11 protein-coding genes are annotated in these 12,319 nt (G+C 68.8%); 6 read left to right on the plus strand and 5 right to left on the minus strand.

Annotated elements, in window-relative coordinates:
• Positions 1 to 22: 22 nt before the first annotated feature.
• Positions 23 to 544 (minus strand): hypothetical protein, encoded by a 522-nt coding sequence (locus tag ON30_RS09305; protein WP_040705812.1) that lies wholly within the window; start codon positions 542 to 544, stop codon positions 23 to 25.
• Positions 545 to 755: 211 nt separating this feature from the next.
• On the opposite strand from ON30_RS09305, the gene ctaE reads away from it, so the two are divergent.
• From ctaE to qcrB, 4 genes are all read left to right on the plus strand, one after another.
• Positions 756 to 1,367, plus strand: a complete 612-nt coding sequence (gene ctaE, locus ON30_RS09310; protein WP_040705814.1) for an aa3-type cytochrome oxidase subunit III — start codon at positions 756 to 758, stop codon at positions 1,365 to 1,367.
• A 61-nt stretch (positions 1,368 to 1,428) separates the two neighbouring features.
• Positions 1,429 to 2,316 carry a cytochrome bc1 complex diheme cytochrome c subunit gene (gene qcrC / locus ON30_RS09315; RefSeq protein WP_083911258.1) on the plus strand — a complete coding sequence of 296 codons (888 nt, stop codon included), beginning with the start codon at positions 1,429 to 1,431 and terminating at the stop codon, positions 2,314 to 2,316.
• Between the two features lie 20 nt (positions 2,317 to 2,336).
• Positions 2,337 to 3,518: a cytochrome bc1 complex Rieske iron-sulfur subunit gene (qcrA, locus tag ON30_RS09320; RefSeq protein WP_083911259.1), complete on the plus strand. Its 1,182-nt coding sequence runs from the start codon at positions 2,337 to 2,339 to the stop codon at positions 3,516 to 3,518.
• On the plus strand, positions 3,515 to 5,131 hold the full coding sequence (qcrB, locus tag ON30_RS09325) for a cytochrome bc1 complex cytochrome b subunit (protein ID WP_051029115.1): 1,617 nt from the start codon (positions 3,515 to 3,517) through the stop codon (positions 5,129 to 5,131). Before qcrA ends, qcrB begins: the two co-directional genes overlap by 4 nt.
• 111 nt (positions 5,132 to 5,242) lie before the next feature.
• On the opposite strand, the gene ON30_RS09330 is transcribed toward qcrB, so the two are convergent.
• Positions 5,243 to 5,731, minus strand: a complete 489-nt coding sequence (locus ON30_RS09330) for a polyadenylate-specific 3'-exoribonuclease AS (RefSeq protein ID WP_040705837.1) — start codon at positions 5,729 to 5,731, stop codon at positions 5,243 to 5,245.
• 173 nt (positions 5,732 to 5,904) lie between these two features.
• On the opposite strand from ON30_RS09330, the gene ON30_RS09335 reads away from it, so the two are divergent.
• A complete protein-coding gene (locus tag ON30_RS09335; protein WP_040705821.1) occupies positions 5,905 to 7,293 on the plus strand; it encodes a class II 3-deoxy-7-phosphoheptulonate synthase in 1,389 nt (462 codons plus the stop codon).
• 48 nt (positions 7,294 to 7,341) lie between these two features.
• Here the strand turns inward: ON30_RS09335 and pknB are convergent, their stop codons facing one another.
• Positions 7,342 to 9,270: a Stk1 family PASTA domain-containing Ser/Thr kinase gene (pknB, locus tag ON30_RS09340; RefSeq protein WP_051029116.1), complete on the minus strand. Its 1,929-nt coding sequence runs from the start codon at positions 9,268 to 9,270 to the stop codon at positions 7,342 to 7,344.
• Between the two features lie 163 nt (positions 9,271 to 9,433).
• Here pknB and ON30_RS09345 point away from each other — a divergent pair, with 163 nt between their 5' ends.
• Complete coding sequence (locus ON30_RS09345; RefSeq protein ID WP_040705839.1) at positions 9,434 to 9,802, plus strand: Rv2175c family DNA-binding protein; 369 nt, start codon at positions 9,434 to 9,436, stop codon at positions 9,800 to 9,802.
• 436 nt (positions 9,803 to 10,238) lie between these two features.
• Here ON30_RS09345 and ON30_RS09350 read toward each other — a convergent pair whose 3' ends face one another.
• Positions 10,239 to 11,933, minus strand: a complete 1,695-nt coding sequence (locus tag ON30_RS09350) for an alpha-(1->6)-mannopyranosyltransferase A (RefSeq protein WP_051029117.1) — start codon at positions 11,931 to 11,933, stop codon at positions 10,239 to 10,241.
• A 64-nt stretch (positions 11,934 to 11,997) separates the two neighbouring features.
• Positions 11,998 to 12,319: FAD-dependent oxidoreductase (locus ON30_RS09355; protein WP_040705825.1), on the minus strand; the 322-nt coding region annotated here is incomplete at its 5' end.

Genomic DNA, 12,319 nt, shown 5'->3' on the forward strand with positions numbered 1-12,319 from the left:
GGGCCAGGGGATCATCGCGCGGTCAGGGCCGCGCGGCGGGCGGCGGTTGCAGCGCGTCCCACCCGTCGGCGAATCCGTCGTGCCGCTGGGCCAGTCCGGCCATTCGTGAACGCTCCTGCGAACAGTGCAGCGCGTCGAGCAGTTGGACCCGCCGCAGGACCAGCGGACGCAACCGCGCCGCGTCCTCCGGCTCGCCCGCGTTCTCGACCCCGCCGCTGTTCTCGGACCCGGCCGTGCTCCCGGATTCGCGCGCGTTCTCGCCCCGGAGGCTCGTGTTCCCCGTGTTTCCCGTGTTCTCGGCTTCGGCGGGTTCGTACCCGTCCTGGGCGGCGATCGCGCACACCGCCGCGATCGCGTCCGCCGGGACGCGCAGATGGTGCCGCAACACCACCGGGCGCTCGGCCAGCAGGGTCTCGGCGCGGGCCAGCGCCGTGGAGCAGGCTTCCGCGTCGTCGAAACTCGACGCGACCACCACCAGATCGGCGCGGGTCGGATCGAGCGCGTCGTCCCCGCCGCCGAACAGTCGCCACCACAGTCGCCGCACGCCGGTCGCCTCTCTCTCAGCTTCTCCTCACCCGAGGCTGTCATAGTGGGTCGGTGCCCGGGGCGCGGACTCCCGATCCCGCTCGAACTGGGCAAACGCCGACACCCGCCGTGCGCGTCCCGATCCCGTGTCCGCGAGCGAATTCCGACACGGAGCGAGAAGTTCCGCACCCGGCTACTCCTGTCGTACTACGACGAGTCATACTTACCGGGTGACGACCGCAGTAGGGACCCCAGGATCGGCCATTACCCAGCGTGTGCACTCGCTGAACCGGCCCAACATGGTCAGCGTCGGTACCATCATCTGGCTGTCGAGCGAGCTGATGTTCTTCGCCGGCCTCTTCGCGATGTACTTCGTCGCGCGCGCCCAGGCCCACGGTGACTGGCCGCCGGAGCCGACCGAGTTGAACCTGGGCCTCGCCGTTCCGGTCACCGCCGTGCTGGTCGCCTCCTCGTTCACCTGCCAGATGGGCGTGTTCGCCGCGGAGAAGGGCGACGTGTTCGGTCTGCGCCGCTGGTACGTCATCACGCTGCTGATGGGCGCGTTCTTCGTCGCGGGTCAGGGCTACGAGTACTACCACCTGGTCCACGAGGGCACCTCGATCTCGGGCAGCGCCTACGGCTCGGTGTTCTACATCACCACCGGTTTCCACGGTCTGCACGTCATCGGCGGTCTGATCGCCTTCGTGTTCCTGCTCGTGCGCACCACGCTCAGCAAGTTCACTCCCGCGCAGGCCACGGCCGCGATCGTCGTCTCCTATTACTGGCACTTCGTCGACATCGTCTGGATCGGCCTGTTCGCGACGATCTACTTCGTGCGCTGATCCCGGTCCGCGCCCCCCAGCATTTGCACAAGTCGGTTCCGTCTACTCCAAAGGGACACAGATGAGTTCATCGCCCCCGTCAGCGCCAGAGCCCGCAGGCCCGAGCGCGGCGTCCAGCCCCGCCGACGAGGTCGGCCAGGCCGCCCGGATTCGCAGGCAGCGACGCACTCGGCGGCGCATCGCAGGCGGTCTCGCGCTGTTGGTGGGCCTGTTCGGCGCCGGCTTCCTGGCCACGGCGCTCACCCCGGAACCGCAGGTCGCCACCGCCCACGAGGATCAGTCCGCGCTGATCCGCGAGGGCAAACAGCTGTATGAGACCTCCTGCATCACCTGCCACGGCGCGAACCTGCAAGGTGTGAACGACCGCGGCCCCAGCCTGATCGGCGTCGGCGAGGCCGCCGTCTACTTCCAGGTCTCCACCGGACGCATGCCGCTGGCCTTCAATCAGTCCCAGGCCCCGCGCAAGCCGGTCAAGTTCGACGCCCAGCAGACCGACGCGCTGATGGCCTACATCGCCTCCAACGGCGGCGGCCCCAGCGTGGTGCGCGACGCCAACGGCGAGATCGCCCAGGAGTCGCTGCGCGGTGACGACATCGGCCGCGGCTCGGAGCTGTTCCGCATGAACTGCGCCTCCTGCCACAACTTCACCGGCAAGGGCGGCGCGCTGTCCTCGGGCAAGTACGCCCCGCCGCTGAACGAGGCCAGCGAGCAGCAGATCTACACCGCGATGCTGAGCGGCCCGGAGAACATGCCGAAGTTCTCCGACCGGCAGCTCACCACCGAAGAGAAGCGCGACATCATCGCCTACATCAAGAACGCCGAGGAGGAGGGCACCCCGGGCGGCTACGGCCTCGGCGGATTCGGTCCCGCGACCGAGGGCCTGGCCATCTGGGTCGTCGGCATCACCTTGGTCGTCGGCGGTGCGATGTGGATCGGATCGAGGTCATGACGGACAAGGAGCCAAACGACATGGGTCGCCCGGACGAGGGCCACGACGACGTGGAGTTGTCGAAGACGAACACCGCCGGGCACGCCGCCCCGGTCGATCCCACCGAGGAAGAGCTCGACGCGATGTCGCGCGACGAACTCGTCGCGCTCGGCACCGCCCGTGACGGCGTCGACGTCGCCTACCGGCGCGAGCGCTTCCCGGTTCCCGGCACCCGTGCCGAGAAGCGGGCCGAACGCGAGGTCACCTTCTGGTTCGCGATCTCCGGTCTGCTGGGCGCGGTGCTGATCGGCGTCTACTTGTTCTGGCCCTGGGAGTTCAAGGGCGAGGGCAAGCAGGAGCACGGAGCCTACCTGCTCTACACCCCGCTGATCGGTCTGGCCTTCGGCGGTTCGGTGTTGGCCATCGGTATCGCGGCCGTGCTGATCCGCAAGAAGTTCATCCCCGCCGAACTGTCGATCCAGCAGCGCCACGACGGGCCTTCGCCCGAGGTGGAGCGCCGCACCCTGGTCGCGCAGCTCTCCGACGCGGGCGAGACCTCCACCCTCGGTCGTCGCAAGATGATCACCCGCACGGCGGGCGCGGGCGTGGGCGTGCTCGGCATCGGCGCGCTGCTGGTCTTCGCGGGCGGCATGATCAAGAACCCGTGGGCCAAGGGCGACAAGTCCCCGCTGTGGGTGTCGGGATGGACCCCGGACTACGAGGGCGAGACCATCTACATCCGCCGCGACACCGGTCGCATCGAGGATGTCGTGCTGGTGCGCCCCGAGGATCTGGACGCCGGCTCGATGGAGACGGTCTTCCCGTGGAAGGAGTCGTGGCGCGGCGACGAGCACGCGACCCTGCAGTCGCTGCGCGGCATCCGCAACGCCGTCATGCTGATCCGTCTGCGCACCGAGGACGCCCAGAAGGCGATCAAGCGCAAGGGCCAGGAGAGCTTCAACTTCGGCGACTACTTCGCCTACTCGAAGATCTGCACCCACCTCGGCTGCCCGACCTCGCTCTACGAGCAGCAGACGAACAAAATTCTCTGCCCCTGCCACCAATCGCAGTTTCTTGCGACAGAATGGGGTAAGCCGGTCTTCGGTCCCGCTGCTCGCGCACTTCCGCAGCTGCCGATCACCGTCAACTCCGAGGGCTTCCTGGTCGCCAACGGTGACTTCATCGAGCCGCTCGGTCCGGCCTTCTGGGAGCGTCGATCATGAGCATTGTGGCAACCCAAGCCAACGGAATGGACGAGCGGTACCGCGCCGCGGCGTTCATGAAGCGGTCGATCAACAAGGTCTTCCCGACCCACTGGTCGTTCCTGCTCGGTGAGATCGCCCTCTACAGCTTCATCATCCTGTTGCTGTCGGGTGTGTACCTGACCCTGTACTTCGACCCGTCGATGGCGCACGTCACCTACGACGGCGCCTACCAGCCGCTGCGCGGCGTCGGCATGTCGCGGGCCTACGAGACCGCGCTGAACATCTCCTTCGAGGTGCGCGGCGGTCTGTTCGTCCGCCAGGTGCACCACTGGGCGGCGCTGCTGTTCGCGGCCTCGATCATCGTGCACCTGTTCCGCATCTTCTTCACCGGCGCGTTCCGCAAGCCGCGTGAGGCGAACTGGGTCATCGGCTGCCTGCTGCTGATCCTGGCGATGTTCGAGGGCTTCTTCGGCTACTCGCTGCCCGACGACCTGCTCTCCGGCACCGGCCTGCGCGCCGCGTTCTCCGGCATCACCATCGGCATCCCGGTCATCGGCACCTGGATGCACTGGCTGATCTTCGGCGGCGACTTCCCGGGCGACATCATCATCCCGCGCCTCTACATCGCGCACGTGCTGCTGTTCCCCGGCATCATCCTGGCGCTGATCGCGGCGCACGTGGCGCTGGTCTGGTACCAGAAGCACACCCAGTTCCCGGGGCCGGGCCGCACCGAGAACAACGTGGTCGGCGCGCGCATCGTGCCGGTGTTCGCCGCGGACCAGGGCGCGTTCTTCGCCTTCACCCTCGGCATCGTCGGCATCATGGGCGGCGTCCTGCAGATCAACCCGATCTGGAATCTCGGCCCGTACAACCCGTCCCAGGTCTCGGCCGGTTCGCAGCCCGACTTCTACATGATGTGGACCGACGGCATGGCGCGTCTGATGCCGCCGTGGGAGATCTATCTGGGCCGCTACACGATCCCGGCGGTCTTCTGGGTCGCGCTCATCATGGGCCTGGTGTTCACGGTGCTGATCGCCTACCCGTGGATCGAGAAACGCCTGACCGGCGACGACGCCCCGCACAACCTGTTGCAGCGTCCGCGCGACGTGCCGGTCCGCACCGCGATCGGCGCGATGGCCATCGGGTTCTACGTGGTGCTGACGCTGTCGTGCGTCAACGACATCATCGCGTTGAAATTCGACATCTCGCTGAACGCGACCACCTGGATGGGCCGTATCGGTCTGCTGGTGGTGCCGCCGCTGGCCTACTTCATCGCCTACCGGTTCTGCATCGGTTTGCAGCGCAGCGATCGGGCGGTGCTCGAGCACGGCATCGAGACCGGCGTGATCAAGCGTCTGCCGCACGGTGAGTACATCGAGGTGCACCAGCCGCTGGGCCCGGTCGACGATCACGGCCACCCGCTGCCGCTGGAGTACCAGGGCGCGCCCGTGCCCAAGAAGATGAACCGCCTCGGTTCGGCGGGCAAGCCCGGCACCGGCAGCTTCCTGCGCGCCGATCCGGTGGAGGAGTCCGACGAGCACTTCCGGATCGAGCACGCCGAGGAGCACAAGCAGCTCCAGGTGTTGCAGAAGGTCCAGGAGCAGTCGCGCAACGGTCACTCCGACCACTGACCCACCACACGAGCGAGGCCCCGAGTCGACATCGACTCGGGGCCTCGCCCGTTTCCCGGGAATGCGCAGCGCCCGCGCGCGGCCGGTCTCAGCGCCTGCGCGCCGCTGGTCTCAGCGCCTGCGCGCCGCCTCGATGGCCTCGAACTTCGCGAGGTTGTGGCGGGCGTCGGCCAGTGCGTCGTGCGCGTCGGGCGGGACCGGCGGCAGGTCGGGACGGCCGTTGACCTCCCAGTGCTGACGCAGTTCGTTGGTGTAGCGCGGCAGCGTGGTGGGCAGGTCGATCATCGACCCCCACAGCTGGCACAGCGCGACGTGGTCGTACGCGCCGACCCAGGCCCACAGCTCGGGCTGCACGGTCGGGCGGGGGATCAGGAAGCGGTACAGGTCCTCGCGGATCTGCGCGCGGGTGCGCCAGCGCGGCGAGCCACGATCCGGCAACTGCGGCAGCACGTACTTGCGGACCCACGGGCCCGCCTTGGCGGCGTCGAATTCGGTGGAGACCGCGTAGTACTCGCGACCGTCCTCGCAGACGACGCCGATCGACACCAGGTCGATGACCACGCCGTCCTCGATGAACTCGCAATCGTAGAAATATCTCAGCGAGATCGACCTCTCCCCGGTGTTCGGCTGCCGTGGCGGCGGACGCCGCGTCCCCACCCTAAGCGGGGACCGGACACAAGGCCCCCCGGGGTGCCGAGGTCGCCACCCGGGTGCGGGCGCACCATCCCTACCTCGTGGTTTCCGGGTGACCACCCGGTCCGTATTCTGAAGTCGTGAACTGGACCGTCGACGTACCCATCGACCGCTTGCCGCAACTGCCGCCGCTGCCGCCCGAGCTGCGCAAACGGCTGGACAGCGCGTTGGCCAAGCCCGCCCTGCAACAGCCGTCCTGGGATCCCGAGCAGGCCGCGAGCATGCGCGCGGTCCTGGAGAGCGTGCCGCCGATCTGCGTGCCCGCCGAGGTCGAGGAACTGCGCGCTCGGTTGGCCGAGGTCGCCAGGGGCGAGGCGTTCCTCATGCAGGGCGGTGACTGCGCCGAGACCTTCGCCGACAACACCGAATCGCACATTCGCGGCAACATCCGCACGCTGTTGCAGATGGCCGTGGTGCTCACCTACGGCGCGAGCCTGCCGGTGGTGAAGGTGGCCCGGATCGCGGGCCAGTACGCCAAGCCGCGCTCCTCCGACGTCGACTCGCTGGGGCTGAAGTCCTACCGCGGCGACATGGTCAACTCGCTGGTCGCCGACGCGGCGCTGCGCGAACACGATCCGTCCCGGCTGGTGCGCGCCTACGCCAACGCCAGCGCGGCGATGAACCTGGTGCGCGCGCTGACCGGTGCGGGCATGGCCGACCTGCACAAGGTGCACGATTGGAACCGCGATTTCGTGGCCCAGTCGCCCGCGGGCGCCCGCTACGAGGCGCTGGCCGAGGAGATCGACCGCGGTCTGCGGTTCATGACGGCTTGTCGCGTCAACGATCCCAGCTTGCAGGCCGCGCGCATCTACGCCAGTCACGAGGCCCTGGTCCTGGACTACGAGCGGGCGATGCTGCGCCTGGGCGAGAACCCGACCACCGGCGAACCGGCGCTCTACGACCTGTCCGCGCACTTCCTGTGGATCGGCGAGCGCACCCGGCAACTCGACGGCGCGCACATCGCGCTGGCCGAACTGCTGGCCAACCCGATCGGGCTCAAGATCGGCCCGACCACCACGCCCGACCAGGCCGTCGAATACGTCGAACGCCTCGACCCGAACAACGAGCCGGGCAGGCTGACGATCGTCTCCCGGATGGGCAACAGCAAGATCCGCGAGGTGCTGCCGCCCATCGTGGAGAAGGTGCAGGCCACCGGCCACCAGGTCATCTGGCAGTGCGACCCGATGCACGGCAACACCCACGAGGCGTCCACCGGATACAAGACCCGCCACTTCGACCGGATCGTCGACGAGGTGCAGGGCTTCTTCGAGGTGCACCACGCGCTGGGCACCCACCCCGGCGGTCTGCACATCGAGTTGACCGGCGAGAACGTCACCGAATGCCTGGGCGGCGCGCAGGACATCTCCGATCTGGATCTCAACAGCCGCTACGAGACGGCCTGCGATCCGCGCCTGAACACCCAGCAGTCGCTGGAACTGGCGTTCCTGGTCGCGGAGATGCTGCGCTGAGACCCGACACGACCGCGGCGGCCGGGTAGACCGCCGCGGTCGCCGTCGTCAGGGCAGGGCGGTCAGGTTGATCGTCGTGCCGGGCTGGACCTTGGTGCCCGCGCCCGGGTTCTGACCGATCACCACCGAACTCTCCGAGGGCGTCAACTGCTGCACCTGCGCGGACAATCCCAGCGCGGACAGCTTCGCGCGCGCGTCGCCGACGCTCTGGCCGACCAGGAACGGCAGCTTCACCGCGTTCGACACCAGCAGCGTGACGCCGTCGCCCGCGCTGAGGGTGGTCCCGGCCGCCGGATCGGTGCCGATCACCTGGTCGGCGTCGATCTGCTTGTCGTATTCGGTGCGTGTCTCACGGACCTCGATGCCCGCCTTGGTCAGCGCGGCCATCGCCTCCTCGGTGGTCTTGCCGCGCACGTCGGGCACCTTCACCGGTTGCGCGCCGTTGCTGCGGTACACCTTCACCTGCGCGCCCATCGGCAGGACGGTGCCCGCGGCCGGATCAACCTTGGCCAGACTGCCCTTCGGTGACTGGCTACCGATCTCGCCCGCGTCCACCGGGAGCAGGCCCGCGTCCTTGATCAACTGGTTGACCTTCGCCAGTTGATCGCCCGCGCGGACGTCCGGCACCCGCGGTTTGCCGCTGGAGATCAGCACCGCCACCGTGGAACCGCCGGTCACCTTCGCACCGGCCGACGGGTCGCTGCCGACCACCCCGCCGACCGGAATCGTGTCCGATGCCCGCTGGCGCAGTTCGGTCTCGAAACCGGCCTCGGCCAGTTTCGCGGTGGCCTGCTCGCTGGTCAGACCCGCGATCGGCGGCACCGTCTCGTAGCGGCCGAAGCCGAGCCACCATCCGCCGACGCCGACGACCAGCGTCAGCACCGCGACGATCGCCACCCACACCAGGGAGGTGCGTCGGGAACGGTTCGGGTCGGGGCCGAAATCCTGGTACGGGGCGTGTCGGTGCCCGACCTGCGCGTTGTGGTCGGGGACCGGCGCGTATTCCTCGCGGGGACGTTGCGTGGTCACCATCCGCGTGTGCTGCGGTTGCTGCGAGGGCGGCGGGAAAGGGGCGTGGGCCTGCGCGCGATCGGCGGCCACCGACTGGAAACCGGCGCTGAGATGTTCGGCCGACTCCTTCGGGGCGGGCACCCGGTAGGGCGGCAACCGCAGCGCCGCCGCGATCGAGCGCAATTCGGCGGCCATCTCGGTCGCGTCCGCGAAACGCCGCGCCGGATCACGGTTCGTCGCCCGCGCCACCAGCGCGTCGAACTCCGCGGGCACGCCGCTGATCGACGCGCTGGGGCTCGGCACGTCCTTCTCGACCCGCTGATAGGCGATCGACAGCGAATTGTCGCCCGTGAACGGCGCCCGCCCGGTCAGCAACTCGTAGATCAGCACGCCGAAGGAGTAGACGTCGCTGCGCGAATCCGCCGTACCCGCCGTCACCTGTTCCGGCGACAGGTACGCCGCCGTGCCCAGGATAACGCTGGCCGAGGTGGTGTTGGCCGCCGCCACCGCGCGCACCAACCCGAAGTCGGCGATCTTCACCTCGCCCGCGTCGGAGATCAGCACGTTCTCCGGTTTGATGTCGCGATGCACCAGACCCGCCGCGTGGGCGACGCCGATCGCCGCCAACAACGGTTCGGCGACCGCGCGCACCGCGTGCGGCGGCATCGGGCCGCGCTCGCGCAGCAGTTCGCGCAACGTGCCGCCCTCGACCAACTCCATGATCAGGAACGGGTATTCACCGTCGACGCCTTGGTCGTACACCGCGACCAGCGACGGATGCTTGAGTTTCGCGACCGCGCGCGCCTCGAACTCGAACCGTGAGAGGAACTGCGGGTCCGAGGCGAATTTCGGGTCCATCACCTTGATCGCGACCGGACGATCCAACCGGGTGTCGACGCCGCGGAACACCATCGACATCCCGCCGCGCGCGATCGGCGCGTCGATCCGGTAGCGCCCTTCCAGCATCTGGCCGATCAAGTGATGTCCTCCGGCTATCACAAAACTCTCACCCCTCGCCGATAGCGACAAGCGAACAGCCGCGGGTTGCGGCCACCACGATCGTAGCCGTGCCGCCCCCGCCCACCGGGTCTGCCGCACCCTGTCGCCCGCACCGTCTACCGTTGTGCCGGTGAGCGCCATTCCCTACGCCGCGGACGTCCTCCCGGAAACCGTCACCCTGCTGCCGCTGCCCGACGTCGCCGACCGCCTCGGCCTCGTCGTCACCCGCGTGCACCAACTGCTGCGCGACCACCACCTGCTCGCCGTGCGCCGCGACGGAGTGATCGGAGTGCCCGCCGACTTCTTCGACGACACCGGCGCGGTCGTCAAGTCCCTGCCCGGCCTGATCACCGTCATGAAGGACGGCAAGTACACCGACGAGGAAATCCTGCGCTGGATGTACACCGACGACGACACCCTCCCCGGCAAACCCGTCGACGCCCTACACGGCCCCCTGGCCCGCGAGGTCGTCCGAAGGGCCGCCGCCGAACCCTTCTGACCGCACTGGAGCGCCGCGGCAACCGAGCCCCCGGCTGCCGCTTCCTCCACGGGCAAACCCACAAGCAACATCACCACCTGACGTTCCCACAGGGCGACGGCCACCCGAACGTAACCACCCGGTACACCCCCCAAGCAACATCACCGCCCCACGTCCCCCGCTCGGGTGCGAGTCTTACGAGCGCCGTTCGCGGCCGTCTCGTCGGCCGGTGGGCGAAGCGCATGCGCCGAAGGCGCGAGTCTCGCCCGCCGGCCGACGAGACACAAGGGGCCGCGAACACGCCGCGACGAAGTCGCGGCCAGACAAACACCGGGCACACCGCCCTGAGACCCGTATTCCATCAACTCCCAACCAATCACCCCACCGCAGCCTCCCCCTCGAGCGAGGACGTACGAAAAAGCAGGTAATGCTGGGACGCCCGGCAGTACCCGACCGCTCAAGCCTTCGCGGGCTCGCCCACGGACGTCTCACCCGCGGGCGCGGAGCGCAACCGCAGCGGATCGACGGTGCGCAGTGACAGTGCGGCGACCACGGCGACGAAGGTCGCGGCGGCGACGTGCCAGAAGTTGTAGAGGCCGATGGAGCCGTCGGGCTGGAACACCAGCATCAGCCATGTGCACAGGCCGACCAGCACCATCAGGGTGGTGGTCGAGAGCGCGAAGCCGGCTGCCAGGGCCAGCGGCCAGGAGTAGTACCAGGGCAGTGCGGCGGGGGAGAGGATGACGATGGCGACGAAGGCGATCAGGATGCCGAGGACGGCTTCGCGTTCGCTGTGGCGGAAGCGCCACCATGTCCAGGCGAGGACGGCGACCAGCGCCAAGGCGCACAGTGCGCGGGTGACGGCCAGGACGGGGTCGGTGCCGAACGGGGTGATCCAGGTGACCGTGTGCGCCATGATCGTCGGCAGCGAGAGCCAGTTGATGATCTTCTTCGAGCCGGACAGCGCGGTCAGCCAGCCGATGCCGACGCCGGCGATGGCCGAGGCGGCGACGAAGACGGCGGCGAACACGCTGAGTCCGAGTCCGGCGATCTTGGCGAACATCAGGGACGGGTGGGGCATGTCCTGGGTGGGTTTGGCCGCGTCGTCGTGTTCGGAGTCGGTGACCTGGTCGGGTGGGAGGCCCGCGCGTTGGGCGGCGCGGCGTTCTTTTTCGTGCAGCATCCAGATCCATACCAGGAACGGCAGCGCGATTCCGGCGGTGGCTTTGATGGCGACGCCGATGGCGACGACGACGATGCCCGCGACGTGGTGGCGTTCGAGGACCAGCGCGATGCCCGCGCACATGAGCCCGACCATGAGCATTTCGTTGTGCACGCCGCCGATGAGGTGGATGAGTACGAGCGGGTTGAGTACGGCCAGCCACAGCGCGACGGTGGGTTTGCCGCCGAGGTGTTTGGTCAGGTAGGGCACCGCCCACATCATCAGTGCCAAGCCGGGCAGCATGACCAATCGCAGCGCGATCGTGCCCGCTACCACGTTGTCGCCGGTGAGGGCCGTGATGGCGCGGCCGAGCAGCAGGAACACCGGGCCGTAGGGGGCGGTGGTGGTGGTCCACACCGGGCTGACGTTGTCCAGCAGCACACCGGGATTGGCGACCGGTCCGACCTGGTAGGGGTCGAATCCGTCGCGCAGCAGCGCGCCTTGGGCGAGGTAGGAGTAGGCGTCGCGGCTGAACATCGGTACGGCGAACAGCAGCGGGAAGATCCAGATGCCGACGATCGCGCGCAGTTCGTTCAGGGTGACGCCCGCGCCCGCGCGGTCGCCGAGTCCGAGGGTGGTGCGGCCCAGTCGGACCCACGCCGTGATCATCAGCAGCACGCCGACCCAGATCACCATGGTGGACAGCACATAGCCGTGGCCGAAGCGCAGCCAGGACAGGTGCATGTCCTCGAGCAGCGGGTCGCGGCGGCGGACGCTGCCCGCGCCGAGTCCGCCGCAGGTGATCATCAGCGCGCCGAAGAAGCCGAGCAGCGCGGCGTGTCCTTCGGGGCTGCGGGCGAAGTCGGCGTAGGTGTGCAGTCGGGAACGCCACCCGTCCGGGAACGATGCGGGGGTGGCGTCGGTGCTCGTCTGGTGCGGCGCGACAGCGGCCGGGGCCGGGGCGGAAGCGCGCGTCTCGGGGGGTGGCATGTGGTGTCGGTCCCCCCGGGATGGTCGGCGGTCGCAACCGCGAGCGAATAGGTCGGCGATCAGTTTAATGCTTCGCCGGGAACACTATCCCGGCGGCGCGTCCGGTTTCCTGTCGAGCGTGGTCCTCGACCCCGATGACGCGCTGCGCGGCCAGTTTTCCCGACAGCAACACCGTGGGTACGCCCACACCCGGCGTGGTGCCGCAGCCGGCGAGGACGACGTTGTCGACCGCGCGCGGCAGGTTGCGCGGCCGGAACGGCCCGGTCTGGCGGAGGACGTGCGCGGCGGAGAACGGTGTCCCCGCGAGCATGCCACGGTCGCGCCAGGTCTGCGGGGTGTCGAGGTGGTCGACGGTGAAGTGCTCGGCGATGCCGGTGTATCCGCGC

The organism is Nocardia takedensis NBRC 100417, assembly GCF_000308695.1.
In the GTDB taxonomy this organism is placed as follows: Bacteria; Actinomycetota; Actinomycetes; order Mycobacteriales; family Mycobacteriaceae; genus Nocardia; species Nocardia takedensis.

Bases quoted from the DNA above. Each gene is read 5' to 3' on its own strand.
- qcrC (WP_083911258.1), top strand. From the start codon at position 1,429: ATGAGTTCATCGCCCCCGTCAGCGCCAGAGCCCGCAGGCCCGAGCGCG.
- qcrA (WP_083911259.1), top strand. From the start codon at position 2,337: ATGGGTCGCCCGGACGAGGGCCACGACGACGTGGAGTTGTCGAAGACG.
- qcrB (WP_051029115.1), top strand. From the start codon at position 3,515: ATGAGCATTGTGGCAACCCAAGCCAACGGAATGGACGAGCGGTACCGC.
- pknB (WP_051029116.1), bottom strand. From the start codon at position 9,270: ATGCTGGAAGGGCGCTACCGGATCGACGCGCCGATCGCGCGCGGCGGG.
- ON30_RS09350 (WP_051029117.1), bottom strand. From the start codon at position 11,933: ATGCCACCCCCCGAGACGCGCGCTTCCGCCCCGGCCCCGGCCGCTGTC.